The organism is Mesorhizobium sp. B2-2-3 (assembly GCF_006442405.1).
Lineage (GTDB): Bacteria > Pseudomonadota > Alphaproteobacteria > Rhizobiales > Rhizobiaceae > Mesorhizobium.
The window spans coordinates 100,927-122,100 of the sequence record NZ_VFWC01000012.1; the positions used below are offsets into that span (position 1 = coordinate 100,927).

The 21,174-nt window shown below is 59.7% G+C and carries 18 protein-coding genes; 13 read left to right on the forward strand and 5 right to left on the reverse strand.

Annotation, left to right across the window (positions count from 1 at the left end):
* The first annotated feature begins 32 nt into the window (after positions 1-32).
* The 5 genes from FJ951_RS28875 (at position 33) to FJ951_RS21790 (ending at position 3,519) form a co-directional block, all read left to right on the forward strand.
* Positions 33-182, forward strand: coding sequence for a BA14K family protein (locus tag FJ951_RS28875; protein ID WP_224618859.1), 150 nt, complete (start codon positions 33-35; stop codon positions 180-182).
* Positions 183-239: 57 nt separating this feature from the next.
* On the forward strand, positions 240-800 hold the full coding sequence (locus FJ951_RS28880) for a hypothetical protein (RefSeq protein WP_224655847.1): 561 nt from the start codon (positions 240-242) through the stop codon (positions 798-800).
* A gap of 806 nt (positions 801-1,606) precedes the next feature.
* The gene (locus FJ951_RS21780) at positions 1,607-2,152 is read left to right on the forward strand and encodes a DUF308 domain-containing protein (protein WP_181167676.1); all 546 of its coding nucleotides are present in this window, start codon (positions 1,607-1,609) and stop codon (positions 2,150-2,152) included.
* Between the two features lie 415 nt (positions 2,153-2,567).
* On the forward strand, positions 2,568-3,089 hold the full coding sequence (locus FJ951_RS21785; RefSeq protein WP_140517427.1) for a DUF1269 domain-containing protein: 522 nt from the start codon (positions 2,568-2,570) through the stop codon (positions 3,087-3,089).
* Positions 3,090-3,174: 85 nt separating this feature from the next.
* On the forward strand, positions 3,175-3,519 hold the full coding sequence (locus tag FJ951_RS21790; RefSeq protein WP_140517429.1) for a hypothetical protein: 345 nt from the start codon (positions 3,175-3,177) through the stop codon (positions 3,517-3,519).
* 31 nt (positions 3,520-3,550) lie between these two features.
* On the opposite strand, the gene FJ951_RS21795 is transcribed toward FJ951_RS21790, so the two are convergent.
* From FJ951_RS21795 to FJ951_RS21810, 4 genes are all read right to left on the reverse strand, one after another.
* On the reverse strand, positions 3,551-4,669 hold the full coding sequence (locus tag FJ951_RS21795) for an AI-2E family transporter (protein ID WP_348642801.1): 1,119 nt from the start codon (positions 4,667-4,669) through the stop codon (positions 3,551-3,553).
* A gap of 57 nt (positions 4,670-4,726) precedes the next feature.
* Positions 4,727-5,041 carry a YMGG-like glycine zipper-containing protein gene (locus FJ951_RS29115; RefSeq protein ID WP_348641017.1) on the reverse strand — a complete coding sequence of 105 codons (315 nt, stop codon included), beginning with the start codon at positions 5,039-5,041 and terminating at the stop codon, positions 4,727-4,729.
* A gap of 198 nt (positions 5,042-5,239) precedes the next feature.
* Positions 5,240-6,484 carry an arginine deiminase gene (gene arcA / locus FJ951_RS21805; RefSeq protein ID WP_140499398.1) on the reverse strand — a complete coding sequence of 415 codons (1,245 nt, stop codon included), beginning with the start codon at positions 6,482-6,484 and terminating at the stop codon, positions 5,240-5,242.
* An 18-nt stretch (positions 6,485-6,502) separates the two neighbouring features.
* Entirely contained in the window at positions 6,503-7,936 is a 1,434-nt protein-coding gene (locus FJ951_RS21810) for a basic amino acid/polyamine antiporter (RefSeq protein ID WP_140517433.1), read from the reverse strand.
* Positions 7,937-8,201: 265 nt separating this feature from the next.
* On the opposite strand from FJ951_RS21810, the gene FJ951_RS21815 reads away from it, so the two are divergent.
* Positions 8,202-9,632: a basic amino acid/polyamine antiporter gene (locus tag FJ951_RS21815; protein ID WP_140517435.1), complete on the forward strand. Its 1,431-nt coding sequence runs from the start codon at positions 8,202-8,204 to the stop codon at positions 9,630-9,632.
* Here the strand turns inward: FJ951_RS21815 and FJ951_RS21820 are convergent.
* Positions 9,629-10,684 (reverse strand): helix-turn-helix domain-containing protein, encoded by a 1,056-nt coding sequence (locus FJ951_RS21820; RefSeq protein WP_140499403.1) that lies wholly within the window; start codon positions 10,682-10,684, stop codon positions 9,629-9,631. The genes FJ951_RS21815 and FJ951_RS21820 overlap by 4 nt on opposite strands.
* Positions 10,685-11,155: 471 nt before the next feature.
* Between FJ951_RS21820 and FJ951_RS21825 the strand changes: the two genes are divergently transcribed.
* The 7 genes from FJ951_RS21825 to FJ951_RS21855 all read left to right on the forward strand — a co-directional run bounded on the left by FJ951_RS21825 (position 11,156) and on the right by FJ951_RS21855 (position 21,172).
* Positions 11,156-12,349 carry a succinylglutamate desuccinylase/aspartoacylase family protein gene (locus FJ951_RS21825; RefSeq protein ID WP_140517505.1) on the forward strand — a complete coding sequence of 398 codons (1,194 nt, stop codon included), beginning with the start codon at positions 11,156-11,158 and terminating at the stop codon, positions 12,347-12,349.
* A gap of 79 nt (positions 12,350-12,428) precedes the next feature.
* Entirely contained in the window at positions 12,429-13,871 is a 1,443-nt protein-coding gene (locus tag FJ951_RS21830; protein ID WP_140499405.1) for an amidohydrolase family protein, read from the forward strand.
* A 266-nt stretch (positions 13,872-14,137) separates the two neighbouring features.
* Complete coding sequence (locus FJ951_RS21835) at positions 14,138-14,719, forward strand: HdeD family acid-resistance protein (RefSeq protein WP_140499407.1); 582 nt, start codon at positions 14,138-14,140, stop codon at positions 14,717-14,719.
* 75 nt (positions 14,720-14,794) lie between these two features.
* Positions 14,795-15,868 (forward strand): efflux RND transporter periplasmic adaptor subunit, encoded by a 1,074-nt coding sequence (locus FJ951_RS21840; RefSeq protein WP_246671763.1) that lies wholly within the window; start codon positions 14,795-14,797, stop codon positions 15,866-15,868.
* Positions 15,865-19,026 carry an efflux RND transporter permease subunit gene (locus tag FJ951_RS21845; RefSeq protein ID WP_140517437.1) on the forward strand — a complete coding sequence of 1,054 codons (3,162 nt, stop codon included), beginning with the start codon at positions 15,865-15,867 and terminating at the stop codon, positions 19,024-19,026. Before FJ951_RS21840 ends, FJ951_RS21845 begins: the two co-directional genes overlap by 4 nt.
* A 334-nt stretch (positions 19,027-19,360) precedes the next feature.
* Positions 19,361-19,972, forward strand: coding sequence for an META domain-containing protein (locus FJ951_RS21850; protein ID WP_181172262.1), 612 nt, complete (start codon positions 19,361-19,363; stop codon positions 19,970-19,972).
* Positions 19,973-19,990: 18 nt separating this feature from the next.
* Positions 19,991-21,172, forward strand: coding sequence for an alpha/beta fold hydrolase (locus tag FJ951_RS21855; RefSeq protein WP_140499415.1), 1,182 nt, complete (start codon positions 19,991-19,993; stop codon positions 21,170-21,172).
* Positions 21,173-21,174: the final 2 nt, after the last annotated feature.

Consider the following 21,174-nt stretch of genomic DNA (forward strand, 5'->3'; position numbering starts at 1 on the left):
CGGGCCTCATTGGCGGAATGCTGCTCGGCGGGATGGCGATCTCGGCTGCCCGCCAGCACAATCACAGCGCTTGGAACAACCATGTGAACTGGTGCTCGCAGCGGTACCGCTCCTACCGGGTCTCGGACAATAGCTGGCAGCCCTACAATGGCCCACGCCGGCAGTGCATCTCGCCCTTCTGAGTGCGCTCTGGGCTCGCTGGTGCTAGGAAGCCTACTGGGATTTGTTGAAACGGCTGAATGCAAGCTTGGACGGGAGCAAAAGCGAGCCTGGCAAAGGCCGGCGGGGCCATTGGCGTGAGCCAGCGGAAGTATCCCGCCTGTTCAAAGAGCATCTCCGCGAAGGCGTTTGCCGATCAATTGATACATGTCCGGCGTTCTGGTCGATGCGACGAATCTCGGTCCGAAAGTCGCAGGTCCGCAGGGAAGACATGGTTCTCTGTTTTCATCCACGTCGATGCGCCAGTTGGGAGGACTATTGTGCTAAAAAATCTATCGATCGCGGCAATCAGCGCCATCATGATTGTAAGCTTCAAGCATTCCGCGTTTGGCACGTCGATCGGCGTGGGCAATCCCTACCCAGTCAGTCACTACGAGTGCCAGGACGGCACGCGTCTGGCAGTGCGTCTCCTCGGGGATCGCGCTTCTGTATCCGTCAACGACGCGGCCGAGGTCGATCTGCCCTCCAAGGGACCGGAAGGAACGACGTATTCGAACGGTCAGTGGACGCTGACCATCATACAGGGACGCCTGTCCTGGGGTGTTGGCCGAGCTGTGCCATCTCTATGCGCCGGCGGTTGAGCCTCCCACCTCAGGAAAACTGATGAAGACTATCCAGTTCGGTCGCGCACTTCATCGCAGCTTTCGAGATCCAGATACGCGTCGGCTCCTCGTGCATTGCAGTGTTTCTGGACGCCTGGTGCCTCGGCGCGGCCGGCGGCAGGAACAATGGCACCCATGACAATCTCCATCCGTCAAACCAGCGGTTAATGCATGTCGCCCAGAAGTGCGCAGCGGTTCTGGGACAACGATATGCATCAAAACAAAGACTTAAAGCGAGTCGCCTGAATCTGTTTCGACGCGACACGCTTTAATCCCAAGAGATGCGCTTCGACAATAATACCGAAAACGCACGCGCTCTGACGGCAGTGCATAAAATGCAAAGAATCCAGAAACTAGGCATTGTGTCTCCAAATATCCGAGCCACCATGCAGAATTATTGACAACGTGTTCGCATGCGCGTGATGTCGGCTTAATTCACCAAAGAGGACGAAAGATATGCGGAGATATGCACTAGCTGCCCTGTTAAGTGCCGCACTCGGCTTTGGTATTCCTCTTGCCGCTGTGTCCCCAGCGGGAGCTGTGACCGTAAATATAAATATCGGATCAAACCTTAACAACGGCCGCGCGATTACTTGCGCTCAAGGCCAGCGATTGATTCAGAGCAGAGGCTTCAGGGACGTGCGTCGCGTGGACTGCCGGGGACGCAATTTTGTTTATCACGCGCGTCGCATTGGCGGCAGCACTTTCGAAATAGTGCTGAATGCCCGTACTGGCCGCGTGGTGGATTTCCACCGCATTCGTAGATGACTCAGAGAGGCAAGGGAATGACGCAGTTGTCCGAGACCCAGCAACCCAGACGATCTGCGTGGACGAACTCGGCGATCGGAATCGTCTTTATCCTGGCAGGGATCTTCGTGTTGGGCGATCTGGCGCTGGCCACGACCATCAGCGCGCTTGTCCTGGGAATTGCGATCGTATGCGCCGGCTTTGTCGAGATCGCCCTCGCCATCTGGGCCGGCGGGTGGCGTGGTTTTCTCTGGCAGACGATGCTCGGCATCCTGTACGTCGTTTTTGGCTGCCTGCTCATCAGCTTGCCGGTGCTGGGATCTATCATCCTCACATGGGTGCTCGGTGTCGTGCTCGTGATATCTGGGCTCGGAAGAATGTCTTTGAGCCTGCGCTACCTGTCCACCGACCGATGGATGATGCTTGTTTCCGGCCTGTTCGGTCTCGCGGCTGGCTTCTTGATACTCATCGGATGGCCATCGACCGGGGTTTGGGTGATTGGGGCGTTCATGGGTATCGACCTAGTTCTTCACGGCCTGGGCTGGCTCGTTACAGGCTTTCGGCCAACGGATACGACCCGATGATCCAACCATTTTCACCGTGACCGTTACCCGCTTTGCGGCATTGGCTCCTGTCCTGCCGCGACGGTTCCCAAGCGCGGCAAGCTTTTTGCGTAGGGTTTCATTTTGTCCTGGACGTCGCGAACGGCCCGTCGATGCGCACGATGCCGCATGATCGGGATCAGCCACCCCTCGAGACCAGCAGCGCGCCTCTGATCACATAGGAGAAGTTCGGGCGGCTCCGGACGAGAATTCGTCGCGACAAAGTTGAGCGCAACGGACGAAGCGGCCGACAACCAATGTCGAGACCGCAGGCTTGCCAGTCGGACAGGCAAGCAAAATGAGACGTGCTGCACACTATTCGGATTTCCGGCTCAATCTTTCACCTTCTAGGATGTGTATTACGTGCCCTTGGAAAGTCTTAGCCTAGGAGGGTCCCATGTCCGATCTGATCGTCATCGTCTATCCAAACGAGGCCAAGGCTGAAGAGGTACGTCAACGGCTCATAGGACTTCAAAAGGAATACGTTATTAAACTTGGCGACGCGGTTATTGCCACCAAGACCGAGGCGGGTGCGATAAAGCTCAATCAACTTGTGAATACGACGGCGGCAGGCGCTGTATCCGGTAGCTTCTGGGGCTTGCTTATCGGTGTTCTCTTCCTGAATCCACTGATCGGGCTTGCGGTCGGCGCCACCTCCGGAGCCCTTGGCGGCGCTTTGACGGACGTGGGTATCAACGATGCGTTCATGCGCGATCTGTCAGCCAGCATCCAGCCTGGGGACGCTGCCCTGTTCGTGCTCGCGCACGAGATGACAGCAGACAAGGTGCTCAAGGAAATCCAGGCCTTTGGCGGTGTGGTGCTTAAGACATCGCTGGATGAGACGAAGGAGCAGGTTCTTCGCGATGCGCTTCAACGCGCTTCGGCGACGGCCGGCCAAGGCGCGGCCGCGACCGCCTGACCGCGGTCGCGGAACATCACAAAACCGGAACTCTGCTGGTCGGCAAGGGTGATGGATGGCCGGATAGCAAGTGGGCGATGCAAGCATGTCCGGCCTTGGAACAGCGGTCCTGCTTTTGATTGAAGCCATCTGCGGCGCGGGCGGAGCTTTCGCTACGGCCTGGTTTTGGCGCATGGCTGCGCTGGGTTGGAAATCTGTCGCGGCGGCTGGCGTCGTGGGGGGACTGGCCCTGACAGGGCTGGCCGGTCGGATTCCCGCCTTGGCAAACTTCCTCGGCAAGGTCGAAAATGCTGTCGATGCCATCGCTCGTGGTGTCGGCACCCTCACGCCCGGCGTGCTGATTGGCGTCGGCATTGCCGGCCTTCTTGGCGGCATCCTGTCGGTTTGTATCATCGGCCTCGTCCGGGGCGCGGGATCCGGACGTCGCTAGAGGCCCGGCCAATCGAATTTCCTGGCGGCAATCACGCGTTCCGCCGATCGGCGGACCCAAGCAATTGAGCGATCCAAAGGGTCGCCGACGATTGCGAGCAAAAAGTAACCAGCGCGATGGTGATGGGCACACCTATGAACGCGCCGAACACACCCCAAAGAAACGACCAGAAGAAGACCGAAAACAGCACCACAAAAGGCGACATCGCCAACACGTAACCGGCAACCCGCGGTTCTATGTAGCTGCCGATGACGAACTGAATGATGTTGAGGCCGGCAAAAATCGAGACGGCGGCCTGTGGCGATCCGAACTGCGCGAGCGCGTAAAGCGTCGGCAAGAATGTCGCGACGAACGGCCCGATAAACGGAATATAGTTCAAGGTGAAGGCGATAACGCCCCACTCGGCGGCAAACCGCAGTCCGAAAGCCGCCGAAAGCGCCCAGACCATCGAACCGGTCGCAAGGCTCATCAATGTCCGAACCAGCATGTAACGTCGCCATTTCGATGCCGCCTGACTGCTGCCATTGATCAGTGCGGCCGCCGCCTGGGCGCTCAGCGCTACACGAGCATTGCGAGCCGCCGCTTCAGCGTCGAGAAGACCCAGAAGCACGTAAACGACGACAACGATCCAGAACGAGATCACGGTATTCAGCCTTGCGGTCACGCCTTGAGCTATCCGCACGAACCAGCCGACATTGAAATGCTCGGCCCAGGCGCCGGCCATCACGACACCGTGCCCTTCCAACCACTCGGCGAGTTGACTGTAGAGTCCTTGAAAGCGGGCGCTGTCGGCGAGGACCGATCGGCCAATGCGGCCAAAACCCCAACTGGCGATCGATGCAAAGGCGAAGAATGCCAGGACGACGACACAGACGACTATCGCCAGTGCGATCAGCTTTGGAAGAAGCCGCTGCAGGTTGCGCTGCAATGGCCACACCAGCGCGATGAGGAAAAGAGCGCACACGACTGGCGCGAAAATTGAGGCAGCGGCCTGCAGCGCCCATATGACGGCGATAACCGCCAGAATATACGTAGGCGCAAAGAGCGCTCGCTTCGCCATGGTATAGTCTGTTCCCGGCCGGCTGGATGACGTTACAGACAACTCCGAAATTGGTCCGGAAGCTTGCTCAGCGCCCAGACCAATGTTCATCGATATCGCTCAACCAGCTCGATTCATGCTGAATAAAGCTGATCTTACGCATCGCGCCTAGCAACGTTCTGTGATGGGTCGACCCTGACGATCGCGAACCGTGTGGCCCCAGCGATCACGAACCCAGCATTCGCGATGATGCGCGCGCGGTGCCGTCGCAGCGCCGACCACAGCCCCTGTGCCGCCACCGACCGCCGCGCCTACAAGGGCACCTCGACTGCCGTTTGCAAGGCCGCCGATGACCGCACCCGTTCCGGCTCCTGCCAGCGCCGTGCCTGCTGTTCGCTGTTCCGTGGCAGTACAACCCGCAGCCATCAGAGCCAAAGCAGAAACAAATATAATACTTCTCATGATTTCATCTCCTGGGTACATTTACATCCGCTCGCCAACAACGAGCATTCCGTCCAAACAATGTGCCGATTGTTCCTAAAGGATTGGGAGCGACTCCAACGCTCTATGAGCAATTCTGGGGTAGACGGTCTTTATGTGCTGGAGGCCGTCCGACAGGCATGGCCTTCAGACTATTTGGGGGCCGACCGGCCGCCTGTACCGAGCCTGGCCGGATTGCTATCAATAGTCGACCGCATCACGAATGATGGGACATGTCATGCAATGACCCCCGCCTCGGCCACGGCCGAGCTCCGCGCCTGAGATAGTGATGACTTCTATGCCTTCCTTGCGCAGCAGCGTATTTGTGTACGTGTTGCGATCGTAGGCAAAGACGACACCAGGCGAGGCGCAAACCAAGTTGGCGCCGCTGTCCCACTGGGTGCGCTCGCGCATGTAGTCGTTGCCGCCGGTTTCAACGACGCGCATCTTCTTGAGACCAAGCGAGTCACGCACCGTCTCAATGAAACTGCCTTTGTCCTTGTGGAGTTCGACGCCCCCCTTGCCGTCAGGGCGATAGGAGAATGCGTCAATGCCGTTGACGATGTCCGGATACATCAGCACGCAGTCGCGATCGGCAAACGTGAATACCGTGTCGAGATGCATCGCCGCGCGCAGCTTAGGCATTGCGGCGACGATCACACGTTCGGCAGCTCCTTTCTCAAACAGGGCCGCCGCCACTTGGCTGATAGCCTGGCGCGAAGTGCGCTCGCTCATGCCGATAAGCACATTGCCCTTGCCGATAGGCATGACGTCCCCACCCTCGAATGTGGCAAGCCCCCAATCCCTGGTCGGGTCACCCCACCAGACATTGACCTTGCCGGCGAAGTCCGGGTGGAACTTGTATATCGACGTGGTGAGGATGGTCTCCTCGTGGCGCGCAGGCCAATAAAGGGCGTTCAGCGTCACGCCGCCATAGATCCAGCAGGTGGTGTCCCGGGTGTAGAGCGTGTTGGGCAAAGGCGGCAGCAGATATTCGTTGACGCCGGCCGCGTCACGGATCAGCGCCAGTTGTTCGCCGCCGATGCTTTCCGGGAATTCGAAGGTCGACAGCCCGCCGATCAGTGTTTCAGCGAGGTCGCGATTAGAGAGGCCGTCGAGATAGGAGCGGACCTCGTCGATGAGGCCGAGGCCGACCTGGTTCGGTACGATCTGCTGGTCGAGGATCCACTTCTTGGCTTCCGGAATGGCGACCGTCTCGGCGAGCAGATTGTGCATCTCGACCACCTCGACGCCCCTGTCGCGCATCTTGGTCATGAAGTCGAAATGATCGCGCTTGGCATTGTCTACCCAGAGCACGTCGTCGAAGAGGAGTGCGTCACAATTGCTGGGTGTCAGCCGCTGGTGGGCACGGCCGGGAGCGCACACCATGACCTTGCGCAACTGACCAACCTCTGAATGAACGCCGAATGAAGTATTGTTTGTCATGACCTTCCTTCTTTCTGTTCAAGGTGCGATGGCGCCCGTCAGCAGCCCGTAGGCTCCGATCAGGCCAGCGATGAGCGTGACGGCGAACACGAAGAGTTCGGCGAGCGTGAACAGCTGCAATTTCTGCTCGCGCCGCGCCCAGACGTAGAGGATAGTTCCGGGCGCGAAGAGGACGGCAACAAGCAGCACGTATTTGAGCCCGGCGGCGACGAACATGAAGACCGTGTAAATCACCGCGATCCAGGCGAAGATCTGGTCGCGGCCGCGCTGATCCGGCGTCTTTTCATAGCCAACGCCGCTACGAGCGAGCAGGATGCCGTAGCCAGCGACGAGCAGGTAGGGCAGCAACGCGGTGACGCTCGTCATGTCGAGCATGAAGTTGAACGCGTCCCGCGACCAGTAGGTGGAGATCACGAAGAGCGATACGACGATGTTGGTGAGCCAGAGTGCGTTAGCGGGAACCTTGTTGCCATTCTGCGCTGCGAAGAGCCTTGGCATGTCCTCCGATTTCGCCGCCGCGAACAGCACCTCGGCGCAGATTAGGGACCAGGCGAGATAGGCGCCGAGCACCGAGATCAGAACGCCGATCGAGATGAAGACCGCACCCCAGTGACCGACGACCGCTTCGAGAACGCCGGCCATCGACGGCTGCTGGACACCGGCGACAGCCGATTGCGGCAGAGCCGCGTAGGGCAGCAGCGTGACCGCTACCATCAGGCCTGTGACGCCGACGAAACCGAGAATCGTCGCCGTACCGACGTCGGAACGCACCTTGGCAAAGCGGGAATAGACGCTGGCGCCCTCGATGCCGAGGAAGACGAAGACCGTGATCAGCATTGTGTCGCGCACCTGGGCGATCAGGGACTTCGGCGGCATGTCCAAGCCGCCGAAGAAATTCTCGCGGAACTGCCCGAAATGAAAGAAGAAGATCAGGAGCAGGATGAAGACCAGGATCGGCACGATCTTGGCAATCGTCACGACAGTGTTGATGAAGGTCGCCTGCTCGACGCCGCGCAGGATCATGAAGTGGAAAGCCCAGATGCCGATCAACGAGACGATGATGGCGATGGCGCTGCTGCCGTCCCCAAAGATCCCGGGAAAGAACCGCCCCAGCGTCGAGCCGATGAGCACCCAATAGAAGACGTTGCCCAGGCAACTACCGAGCCAGTAGCCGAAGGCGGACAGGAAGCCCATGTAGTTGCCGAAGCCGGCCTTGGCATAGGCGAAGACGCCTGAGTCGATGTCTGGCCTCTTCTCGGCCAACGCCTGGAACACCCGCGCCAGCATGTACATGCCGGTTCCCGCAATTGCCCAGGCGATGATTGCGCCGAACGGACCTGTCGCAGTCGCGAACCGGCCAGGCAGATTGAAGATGCCCGCGCCGACCATCGATCCCACCACCATGCTGGTCAGCGCAAACAGCGAAAGCTTCTGATTTTCGTTTGAAGTCATAAACCGCTCTCCTGGCTGCGCGAACCAGAGTTCGCGATCAGACGCCTCGCCGACACGTCTCGGTCCAGCAAGGTTAGGTCTGATCAGAAGCAGTAAATGCGAATGTCGGCAACCGGTTAAACGAGCCAAGGCAAAGGTTTTGGACGTCAGGTATACTAGTGGGATTTTATGCCAATCACGTGGGCGCTAGATTCGAGATAGGTTGCAGGCGTAACAATGAGGCCGCTGGACCGCCGTCCGCCAAGGAATTGTTGATCCAAATTCAATGAACTCGACCGTTCAGCAAAAATTCTCGATATGGACCCTGACGGCTATGGTCGTCGGTTCGATGGTCGGCGCGGGCATCTTCTCTTTGCCGCAGGCTTTTGGTCGCGAGACCGGTCCGTTCGGGGCCATGATCGCTTGGGCCATCGCTGGCGTCGGAATGCTGATGTTGGCCTTCGTCTTCCAGACCTTGTCGGTTCGCAAGCCGGACCTCGATGCGGGCGTGTATGCCTATGCCAAGGCCGGCTTTGGCAACTATCTCGGCTTCCTCTCGGCCCTCGGTTACTGGTCTGCCGCCGTTCTCGGCAACGTTTCCTATTTCGTGCTGATAAAGTCGACGCTGGGGCTTTTCTTTCCTGTGTTCGGCGATGGCAATACCATCACGGCGATCGTCATTTCCTCGATGCTTCTGTGGATCGTACATTCGCTGATCCTGCGGGGCGTCAAGGAAGCGGCGGCGATCAACACCATTGTCACTTACGCCAAGATCATTCCGATCTTTCTCTTTATCATCTTCGTTATCTACGGCTTCAGCGCCGATGTCTTCACGACCAATTTCTGGGGCGGGGAAGAAGTCAGCGTTGGCAGCATCGCGAGCCAGGTTCGCGGGACCATGTTGGTGACAGTATTCGTCTTTGTCGGAATCGAAGGCGCGAGCGTCTATTCGCGTTACGCACGCAACCGCGGGGATGTCGGGGTCGCGACGCTCCTTGGTTTTCTCGGCGTGCTCTGTCTGCTTGTGCTGGTCACCATTCCCTCCTACGGGATCATGCTTCGTCCTGAACTGACAGCGCTGCGCAATCCCTCCATGGCCGGCGTATTGGAAGCGGTGGTCGGGCCATGGGGCGCCAAGTTCGTCAGCTTCGGCCTGCTGATCTCCGTTGCCGGTGCCTATCTGTCCTGGGTGCTGCTGGCCGCTGAAATCCTGTTCACCGCATCACATCACCAGACAATGCCGCGTTTTCTTGCGTATAAAAACAAGCATGGCGTGCCGTCGCGGGCGCTCTGGCTGACCAATACGGTCGTGCAGGTTTTTCTGGTCCTGACGCTCTTTGCTCAACAGGCCTTCAGGCTCGCTCTCGAGCTGACCAGTTCCATGATCCTCATCCCATATCTTCTTGTCGCCGCTTACGGGGTCAAGCTCGCATGGGGCGGCGAGAGCTACGAGAACGACCCCGTAGCGCGGCGTGTCGACTTCGCAAGGGCGGCGATAGCATTGATCTATACGGCCGGTCTCATCTACGCCGCCAGCGCCAAGCACCTGCTGCTCTCGGCCGTCATCTACGGACCGGGCACGATCCTCTTCGTCATGGCTCGGAAGGAGCGGGGGCAGAGGGTGTTTACTCCCGCCGAGATGGGGATGTTCGTCGTCGCCGCACTTGGCGCGGTCGCGGCAATCTACGGCATCCTTGCCGGCGCCATCGCAGTCTAGGGCCCAAAGCTGTTTCGCAGCAGAAGACCACTCAGCGTGTGCGCCCTGCTGTCAGGCTGGCTGATCTGCTGCGAGCTCGTGGCCTGGGCGCCTTGCCAGCCTTCCACGCGTGCCTCCTTTGGCGTAATGCCGAATTCCTTCCTGAACATCCGGCTATACGCCGACGGATCCGTGAAGCCCCAATCCCCGGCAATGGCGGAGATCGGGCGCCCATCCAAGCTGTCGGAAAGTATATCGCGTGTCTTGAGCAGGCGTTTGTGGCGAATATAATTCGAAACACCTCCGGCCGGTTCGAATATCCGGTAGAGGCGAGAGCGGGACACACCGAGTTCGCGGCAAAGCCTGTCGGATGCCAAGGACTGATCATTCAAACTTTGTGCAATGATTTTGGCAGCGCGCTCGGCGATCACGGCGTCGATCACACGCTTCGCCTCGGTGATGCGGTCATGTGATGGCGACACGCACGCAGCCAGCAGATTGGTGGTGGCAGTGGCAATGTGCGACACATCCACGGCCCTCAGATCGGAAAAGGAACGGTGCAGCAGAAGCATGTAGTCTGCCAGGAGTCTTTTCGACTCCTCACGTATTTCAATCCTGGACGATTGGATGAAAGGCAGGTCGCGTGGCAGGAAAACGGCAAGGAGGGCGTCGTTCTCCATCACGCATTCGTAGGGCTCTGCAAAAGATTGCAGGGTCGTTCTCACGACCTGCCAACTTCCAGGAAGCCTGCCCTTGGACAAGGGCAGGCTCAAATACCAATTGTCCACCGAAGGGTTTTTCAAATGCCGCCAGCGACAGCGGTAGCCACTGCCAGGCAATTCGAGGAACATGACAGCCAACGTTCCCAGATCCCACACTGTTTCATGTGCTGGAAATGAATGGCTCCGTTCTTGCATAAGTTCAGTGTCGGCAACGCCTTGATACCAGGTTCGAAACAGGTCGAATTGCTTAGCAGGTGGTGCCGTGGAGGTATCGATGTCGACGGCGCATTGCAGGGACTTCTCGGCACCTGCTCCTCCAGATAGCCCGGCGGCATGAACCATAGCATCCATAGCAACTATCCGTCTTTGTTGGTGCAACACGGGTTATTGCAAGAACATTAGTTCATTCTAATATATACAACTCCGGCAAGCAATGTTGAAGGTGGATGTAATACCCTGTCTACTACCAGCATAGAAGCATGTTAATCAATCGTTAACATGCCATCCGGCCCATTTGAGGTATCCACCAGGAATTCGCGAACTGGGCTTAATTGTACCCGACGGAAGTTGTGGAGGTGGCTGCGTGATATCCGAGGCTTATCACACCGGTTGTGGTGGCTCTCAACTCAGTATGCAAGGCATCCCAATCATAGACCACCAGTCCATTTTTCTTGTTGGAGGCTGTACTCCCTGAAATGTCTTGTGGGACTAATGCCCGGATACCACGCGCACAACGGGAATCGGTAAGGACGATCTAGCCGCCCTCGCAGGCGTCACCGCGAGATCTGCAGCATGATCCTCATCGGCAGGGACCACACAGCCATGGCGCATGAAACCAGCGAGGGCCTCGGACGTCGCGACTTCATGATCGCATCGGTCGCTACCATCGGCGCTGCCGCTGCGCTCATGGCCGGGCCGGCGCAGGCGCAAACGGGCTCGGCACCTGCAAGCGCGTCTCCCGCAGGGACGTCGGGGACCGTCTATACCGGCGATGTCATCGACGGAAAGGAGGTCATCAGTTCGCTTGACATCTCGGATCTGGAATCAGGCAAGCACAGCTTTTATTTCCAGGGCGTACAGATGCCGACGGGCCAGCACTGGTACGTCTCGGTGATGGTCGCCAAGGGGGCAGCCCCAGGCAAACGACTGGGGCTGATGAGCGGCGTGCATGGCGATGAAATGAGCCCCATTCAAACCGTGCAATCCGTAATGCGTGAGCTCGATCCGGCCGCGATGTCGGGATCGGTGATGGCGGTACTCGACATTTCGCGCCCCGCAATGGAAGGCATGGAACGGAGATGGCCGAATTCGGGGCGCGGGATCGACCTGATCGACATCAATCGGTTGTTCCCTGGCAACGAGGACGCTCCCGACGCGCCGACGCGCCACGCCGGCCTGATATTCAACCGGCTTCTGCGGTCAAACCTCGACTACGGGATCGATTTTCATACAGCCGCCACGGGCATGGACGCGACGGCGTTCCACCTTGCACGCATGGATCTCCCCGAAGTGCGGGCGATGGCGGAACTCTATCCGGTCGATCAGATTTTCGACAACTTTGGCGAGCGAGGTCTTCTCGCCAATGCCCTCATCGATGCCGGCATTCCCGCCTTCACGCCCGAGATCGGCAAGCCGCGGATCTTCGATCACGACATGATCGCCCTGTTCGTCGAAGGAACGATGAACGTCATCAAGCACCACGGAATAATTTCAGGCCCTATCGGCAGAACCAGCAAGGATTCGAGCGTTTTCGTCGCGGACGGCATGTTTCCCGTCACCGCGACGCATGGCGGTTTCATCGAATTGTTGGTCGAACTCAATGAGACCGTTCGGCCCGGACAGAAAGTTGCAGTCCAAAGGAACACCTTCGGGGAAATCGTCGCGGAATACTCCGTGCCTCTCGGCGGCGAAGTCGGCGCCAGGCGGACCGATGCAACAGCGGAGTCGGGGACTCCGATCGTATTCCTCATCTTTGACAGCGCCAATCCTGTCGGCGGCGATGTGTTGGTCGAGTAACGGGACCTGAAATGACAAGAACCGCGACACGAAGCGCCGTCCGGCAGGTGTCAGTGTCGCTCAACCGAAAGCAAAAGACATGCTGCGGCTAGGCTCGAAGTACGGTCACCTCGTTCACAGTTCTGGTTGCGGTTGTCTCAATCCCGATCTTCAACGAGTCTCTCGTCGTCTGGAGGCCTTTTCCAGGCGTAGTTTTCTCTCCGGTTTCGGGGCTGCCGCCATCGCCGGGGTGCTGACAAAGCCGTCCTTCGCGCAGACGGCCGCGCCCCCTTCCAAGATCCTGTTTCGCGAAGTCCGGCTATTCGACGGCAAGTCGGGTACGGTGAAGGACGGAGCGCAAATCCTGGTGGAGGGCGGCAGGATTTCCGGAATCGATATGACGAACGCCCCTCCCCCGGAGGACGCCACCGTCATCAAATGCCGCAATGGCGTCCTCATGCCAGGGCTCATCGACGCGCATTGGCATGCGATCTTCGCGGCGGTCCCGGTCAACATCCTGCTTAACGGCGACCCGGGGATTATCTTCGCAGCGTCCACCGCCGAGGCGGATCGCACGCTCAGTCGCGGCTTCACCACCATACGCGATCTGGGAGGTCCCTCCTTCTCCTTCAAGCAGGCTATCGACACCGGGCTGATCCCTGGCCCGCGCATCTATCCCTCCGGCGCGATGATCACGACCTCCGGGGGCCACGCCGATCTTCGCCTGCCAAGCGAGATTCCGCGCGACGGCGGCAAGCTCAGCAAAGGTGAACTCCTGGGGGGAGCGGCCATCGTCGACGATATCGGCGACCTGAAGATGCGGATCCGGGAGCAGCTTCTCCAAGGCGCGTCACAGATAAAGTTGGTGGGCGGCGGTGGCGTATCATCGCCCCGCAGTCCGCTGGACATCGTCACCTTCAGCGAAGAAGAGCTGCGGGCAGGCGTCGAGGTGGCACAGGATTGGAGCACCTACGTTACCGTGCACGCCTATACGTCTCGCGCGATACGACGCGCGCTGGCAGCTGGGGTGCAGTCGATCGAGCACGCGCATCTGATGGACGAGGACACGGCGGCGATGATCGCCGAGAAGGGCACATGGCTAAGCACCCAGCCCTTCCTGACGGCGGAGGACACCGGCCCGCTGACGGGACCTAGCGCCGACCGCGCCCAGGAGCTTTTCTCAGGGACGCCGAGGATATATGCCTTTGCTCGCAAGCATGGCATCAAGACGGCCTGGGGTTCCGACGTGCTGTTCTCGCCTGCGTTGGGTCCGCGCCAGAGCATGATGCTCACGCATTTGGCCAACTGGTACAAGAACGCCGAAGTCCTGCAGATGGCCACCTCCGGCAATGCCGAACTGCTCGCACTCTCCAATCTGCGCAACCCTTATCCGGGCAAGCTCGGCGTCATCGAAGAAGGAGCTTTCGCGGACCTCTTAGTCGTGGACGGCAACCCGCTCGACGACATCCGGCTGATCGAGGATCCAAATAAGAACTTCGTCGTCATCATGAAGGACGGCCGGCTTCACAAGAGCACCCTTTGAGAGTCAGCGGAAAACCGTATGCCGCCTTCACTTCCCAGCAATCAGTTAATCCGACACGGCCTCATGGTCCTGACGAAGCAAGGCCGCGAGAAAATCTCGACTAGGCAGTCGTCGTCATCGGGAAATCTCGCCGCGAGGCAACCAGACAGGCTCCTGACGCTCCGTCCGGCAGACTTCTTCCTGATACTTTCCATTGAGCGCTCTCGGCTCTCTTCTCTGCCCGCAGGGTGCGAGATCGATATTTAGAACCTGCATGGAACGGGGACATGCCAGAAAAATCGGATCACCCACCTGCAACGCCATATGAACGGGCCGAAATCGAGCAGGGCAAGTGGCGCAGGTTTCTGCTCTTTGGGCTCCTCCTGCTTGCGGGCGGCGTGTTTTCAGTCGCAGTTCCCAGCGTTTCCAATTTCGCATCCAACGTCGTGTTCGCCGTGGCCCTGATGGCAGTCGGCGTCATCAAGGTCATCCAATCGCTCTGGATCAAAAGTTGGGTGGGCTTCGTGTGGCAGGAACTGACCGGCTTCTTCGAGCTCATCGGCGGCATCATGATTTACTTCAATCCTATCAAAGCATCGGCCGCAATATCACTGTTCATAGCGTTTGTACTATTTGTCCACGGTGTTCTTCAATTAATCATCGCCGCTGAAGTCAGGAAAGTCGGCGGCTGGTATTGGTTCGCCGTTTCCGGAATCGTGGCCATATTCGCTGCTTTCTCCATACTGCTGAAGTGGCCGATCGTCAGAGAGATGCCGACTGGCTTGGTGGCCGGATTTTCCATGATGATTGCTGGACTGGCGTATCTCGTCATTGCGCTGAGCGTGCGCAGGACGAAGATTTTGTCTTGAGAGCAGGATCCGACGATGATGAAAAGCAATTTTGACTTTCGAGCCAGGGTCGTGGCGGCCGCATTGCTAGTCGGCGTGGCCGGCTTCGCGGGAGCGGCACGTGCGCAGACCGCGGCGACGGTGCCAGTGGTCGTGCAGAAGGTCCAGTCCGGTCCGGCAAACGCGCCGCTGACATACAACGCGCAGGTCGAGGCGATCGATGCGGCCGACATTCAGGCGCGCGCGTCCGGCCTGCTCAAGGAGATCAGGTTCTCGGAAGGCCAGCACGTGAAGGAGGGCGATCTGCTTTTCGAAATCGAGCCGGATCAACTGTCGGCGGCGGTGATGTCCGCACAGGCGCAAGTGGCCAGGACCGAAGCCACCCGCAACGCCGCGCGACAAAGCCTCTCACGCGCCAGGGACCTGCTCAGCCGCAGGACTATTGCTCAGGCCACGTTGGATGACGCGCAGGCTGCGTTCGATGTCGCCGCGGCGGATGTTCAAAGCGCCAATGCAGCCCTCAATACGGCCGAACTCAATCTTTCCTATGCTCAGATCAAGTCTCCCATCAATGGGACCATCGGCCGCTCCCTGGCGACGCGCGGTAATCTCGTGGGGCCCGGCTCCGGATCATTGGCGCGCATCGTCCAGCTCGATCCTATCCGCGTCGCATTCTCGATCGCTGACAGCACTTTGGTCGACATCAGGCAGAAACTCGCCGGGGGCCAGAAGATCGATGCGAACAAATTCCACCTGAGTCTGTCTCTCGCCAACGGCACACAATTTGCTTCACCGGGGCGGGTGCAGTTCATCGACAACGAGGTCAATCAGCAGACCGGTACCGTCGCCGTCCGCGCGCTGTTCCCCAACCCGGACCACATATTGGCGCCTGGCCAGTTCGTCCGGCTAACAATCGTCGACGAAGAAGCCAGGAAATTGCCGATGGTGCCGATGGCGTCCGTTCTTCAAGACCGCCAGGGCAAGTTCGTCTTCGTGCTCAACGACAACAATACCGTGACCAGGCAGGCGATCACGACCGGTGCGCGCATCGACAATCGCTGGGCGGCGACGAGCGGATTGGAAGGCGGCGAAACGATCGTCGTCGAGGGCCTGCAACGCGTTTCCGATGGTCAGCAGGTCACCCCCCGCGAAGCAGAGGGTACGCAATGATCTCGGACCTCTTCATCAGCCGCACCCGGCTCGCGATCGTCGTCTCGATCATCATTTCGATCGCCGGCGGGATCGCGGTGTTTTCCCTTCCCATACAGCAGTATCCGCAGATCACCCCTCCAACGGTGACGGTGTCGGCCTCCTATCCGGGAGCAAGCGCGGAAGTCATCGCCGACGTGGTGGGCGGCCCGCTGGAGACGGCCATCAATGGCGTGGACCACATGATGTACATGTCGTCCACCAGCTCCAATGCCGGCCAATACACGCTATCGGTGACCTTCGAGGTCGGAACCGATCCCGAGACAGCACAGATCAACGTGCAGAACCGCGCTCAGCTGGCTATCTCGCGCCTGCCGGCAGCGGTCGCGCAGCAAGGTGTCTCCGTGCGTGCCCGCTCGCCGGATTTTATCCTCGGCATCGCTTTCTATTCGCCGGACGACAGCCTCGATGCGCTGGCGATCACTAATTTCATCACCACGACCGTCGCCGACACGATATCGCGCGTGCGGGGCGTCGGCGAGGCTTCGGTCGCCGGGGCTTCGGAATACTCGATGAGGGTGTGGCTCAACCCGCAGCGCATGGACGCGCTTAGCCTGACGCCCGACGATGTCTCGGCCGCCATCCAGCGGCAAAACATCCAGGCGACGCTCGGACAGGCCGGCGCCCCCCCGCAGGCGCAGGGCTCGGAGCTGCAATACACTCTGGTCGCGCAGGGGCGGCTGAGAAGCGTCGAGGAATTCGGGGACATCGTCGTGCGCACGGGCTCGGCGGGGGCCAAGGTCTACCTGCGCGATATCGCGCGGCTCGAGCTTGGCGCGCTTAGCTATGCTTCGAGCGCCAGCTTCGCCGGACACGCCTCGGCGATGATGCAGATCAACCAGTCGCCCGGCGCCAACGCCATCCAGACCGCGGCGTCGGTCCGCGCCGAACTGGAGCGCCTCTCGTCACGCTTTCCCAAAGGCATGCAGTATCACATCGTCTACGACGCGACCCGCTTCGTGAATGCCAGCATCTCGCTGACGGCCAGAACCCTGCTTGAGGCGTTCCTGATCGTTCTCGCAGTCACCTACGTCTTCCTGCAGGATTGGCGCGCCATGTTCATCTCGGCGCTTGCCATCCCGGTTTCCATGCTCGGCGCCTTGGCGGTGCTGTTTGCCGCCGGCTATTCGCTGAACATGATTTCTCTTTTGGCGCTGGTGCTGGCGATCGGCCTGGTGGTGGACGATGCCATCCTTGTCGTCGAGAACGTCAAGCATGTGCTGGAGGATACCCCTGACATCGCGGTCGCCGACGCCACGCGCAAGGCGATGCACCAGATCACTGGGCCGATCATTTCCACGACCTTGGTGCTGCTTGCCGTGGTGACGCCGACTGCGTTTCTCGGCGGCATAGGCGGCCAGCTCTACCGGCAGTTCGCCGTGACGCTGTCTTCGGCCCTGGTGATTTCTTCCTTTGTCGGATTGACCCTGAGCCCGGCGCTGGCCGCACTGCTTTTGCGGCGCGATATGGGCCATTTCAAGCGTGGCCCGTTGGCCTGGTTCACGGCATTCATGAACGAGACGCGAGACGGCTATGGACGCCTCGTCGGGTTTCTGGTGCGGCATTGGTACGTGCCGGTGGCGGGATTGCTTGCCTGTTTTGCCATCGCCTATCTGATCTTCACCGGGCTACCGTCGACTTTCCTGCCCGACGAGGACCAAGGCGCGCTGTTCGTCGACATCCAGTTGCCCAATGCCGCTTCGCTCGACCGCACGAAAGCCATCGTGGAGGACGTGCGCAAGATTCTGACCGACACCGGAGGCGTGCAAGACGTCATCACGGTTGCGGGGTTCAGCATCCTTCAGTCGACGAGTTCGCCGAGCGGCGCAATGGCAGTCGCGGCGCTGAAGCCCTGGGACGAGCGCACGTCCAGCGAACTGCAGCTAGCCGGCATCCTGCAGGCGCTGCGGATGAAGTTCTCCCAAATCCCGGGCGCGAACGTCGCCGTCTTTGCTCCGCCGGCGATTGCCGGCATCGGCTCGGTCGGTGGCCTGGACTTTCGCCTGCAAGCGCTTGAAGGGCAACCGCCGCAGGAGATCGCGCAGGTCGTCGGCGCCCTACTCGGTACCTTCAATCACCTGCCGGAGCTCGGCGGCGCCGCCACCACCTTCAGCGCCAATGTCCCGCAGGTCTATGTCGATGTCGACAGGACGCGCGCCGAAGCGCTTGGGGTAAGCGTGTCGGACGTCTATTCCACCATCGGCGCGGCCTTCGGATCGCGCTACGTAAATGATTTTACGCTCAATGGCCGCGTGTTCCAGGTCAATCTGCAGGCCGATGCCGATTTCCGTGCCCATGCGGAAGACATCTTGAACCTGCATGTGCGTAGCCGGAACGGCACCATGGTGCCCTTGAACAATCTGGCGTCGTTGACGACGATCCTGTCGCCATTCGCCATCCAGCGTTACAATCTCTCGGTCGCCGCTCCCATAAACGCCATTACCGCACCTGGAAGCAGCAGCGGCGGCGCCATGGACGCGATGGAGAAGACAGTGGCCCAGCTGTTGCCGAATGGCTATGGCTTCGAGTGGTCAGGCCTGTCGTTTCAAGAGCGCCGCGGCAGTGGCCAGGAGGGGCTGGTCTTTGCGCTGGCGTTCCTCTTTGCCTATCTTTTCCTTGTCGCCCAATACGAGAGCTGGTCGCTTCCGTTGATCGTCATCCTTTCGCTCGGAGCGGCTCTCTTCGGCGCCATAGCGGCATTGAAGGTTTTCGGGTTGCAGAACAGCCTCTACGTGCAGATCGCCATCGTGCTGCTGATCGGACTGGCGGCGAAGAATGCCATCCTGATCGTGGAATTCGCCAAGGAGCGGCGCGATGAGGGACTAAGCATAATGGAGGCGGCGCGGATCGGGGCCGAGCAGCGCTTCCGGGCCGTCATGATGACCGCGGTTTCCTTCATCCTCGGGATCATTCCTCTTGTCGTGTCGACTGGCGCCGGCGCGGGCGCGCGGCGGGCTGTTGGCGTCACAATTTTCGGGGGCATGGCCGCGGCTACGACGATTGGCCTGTTGATCATCCCCTCCGTCTATTTTGTCGTCCAGAAAGCAACCGAGTATCTGTCGTCCCGGCGTCCGGGAGATCGTACGGAACGCCTCGACACCATCGAACCATCACATTGAGGTTCGTTCTCGCCAAAGGGCGGTCGAGATGGCCCGCGGCAACCATTTATGTTCTTGGAATCTCAATTCTTGGCTTTGCGTCCATTTCTTCGCCGAATGGACTCGTTCTCCGAACCGCGGCGATGGACTGACGGCCGGATGCAAGTACATTCGGCGCAATATTTGGCGAAGTTGCCCCCAGAGGCCGGTTTCCGGGCGGCCTTCGAGTTCAGTGACGCATCGTCTGGAGGCTGCAACCGTGAGTCCAGAGTCCTGCTCATCCTTGCCGTTGGCCGCTTCGCTCGCGGTGTTGTCGCTGTACGCCACCGCAACGAGCAATGCGGAGGCTGCCTCGTTGGCTGCACGCGGCAACGAACCCGGTTGGCAAATCAGCATCTCGGACACCGCGCTCAGCTTTAACGCCTTAGGGGGCGAGACCTTCACAGTTCAGCCGGCTCCGCGTCCCACAAGGCAAGGCGACGCCGACACCTATCTGGCGACGGTAGACGGCCGGCAACTCGCGCTGACCATCGCTGCCAAAATATGCGTCGATACCATGAGCGGAATGCCATACCCCCAAACCGCGACCGTCATCCTTGGCGACCGGAAATTTGGGGGCTGCGCCGGAGAGCCGGGCGACCTCCTTCACGGAGATTGGCTCGTGGACGAAATTCGAGAAGAAACCACGGTCGCGGGTTCGAAACCCACCCTTGCCTTCGAGCCAGATGGACGCATCCATGGGAATGGCTCGTGCAATCGGTTCTTTGGCGGCTTCGCCTTGACCGGAGAAGCGCTGACGATCTCGGAAACCGGCTCGTCCAGGATGATCTGCGATCAGCCCCTCATGGATCAAGAGCGCAGTCTTCTGAAGGCACTCGGGTCCGTCCATCGTTTTGAAGCCCCACAGACAGGACGAGTGCAACTGTTGGACAAGGATGGCCAAAGGCTGGTGAGTTTACGAAGATAAGCCGGCGCGGCCAGCAGCATGCAGAACCCCGCAGGACGATTTGTGTTGGTTATCTCACTGGCGTTGCTGGTGCAAAGCTGCGCCGGTCCAAGAGCCGTGACGGGCCTTGCCTCGCCTGTACAAATTAGCAACGAAATGTCGGCTATTTCCTTCCTGATTGCCACCACGCGCACAAGGTTCCCCACCTCCGAACCGCCCTATTCGCGGGATCGTTCCCCGACATTGAGTTTTTCGCAGTTGACTGTCGTCGTGCCGGCCACACACCGGCCGGGCGTCGTCGAGACGTCATCGACATCACCCGATCCGAAGCGCCATTTTTCCGCTCGTGATCTTGTCCGCTTCGAGAACAGAGCATCCTTCGCAGGTCGGTTGAACGGGATGCTGGCGAAGCGTCCGCCTTCGGAGCGCGAGGTGTTTATCTTCGTGCACGGCTACAACAACAATTTTGCCGAAGGCCTGTTTCGTAATGCCCAAGTCGTCCACGACTACCGCATCTCCTCGGTTCCGGTTCATTTCTCCTGGGCGTCGGCGGGATCTATCGGCGCCTATCTTTTCGATCGCGATAGCGCTCTCCAGGCGCGGGACGGCTTGGCCGAAACGATCGAAATCGCAGCTCGATCGAACGCTAGCGGTGTTTTCATCGTCGGCCATTCCATGGGCGCGTATGTCGTAATGGAGGCGCTTCGCACCCTTGTATTGCAAGGTAAGGCGGCGGTTACCTCAAGAATCCGCGGCGTCTTGCTTGCCGCGCCCGATATCGATCCAGATGTCTTCAGCAGCCAAGTCAGGGACATACCCCAACTGCCGCACCCCTTCACGATCGTTGTCTCTCGGCGAGATCGCGCCTTGAGCCTGTCGCGGCGCATTGCAGGTGGCCAGCCACGAGTCGGCAGTGGCTTCGATATCCCGCTCCTCCAGAAAAAGGACATTCAGGTTATCGACATTTCCGACGTGGACGGCGGCGGCCACAGCGGCTTTGCAACGTCGGAAACACTGATGAAGCTGTTGAGGTCCGGGCCCCTGCTGCGCCGTCTCATCGTGAACGAAGATATGCCGGTCGAAGACAAAGCCGAAGAGACCCGGCAGATCATCTTCGATAACGCCTCCCTCGTTCTCCATCTGCCGCTCACAATCCTGAAGCGGTCGGCATCCCGGCAATCCGTGTCCCAGCAGCCGGCGTCCGAGATCGGCGCCATGTGATG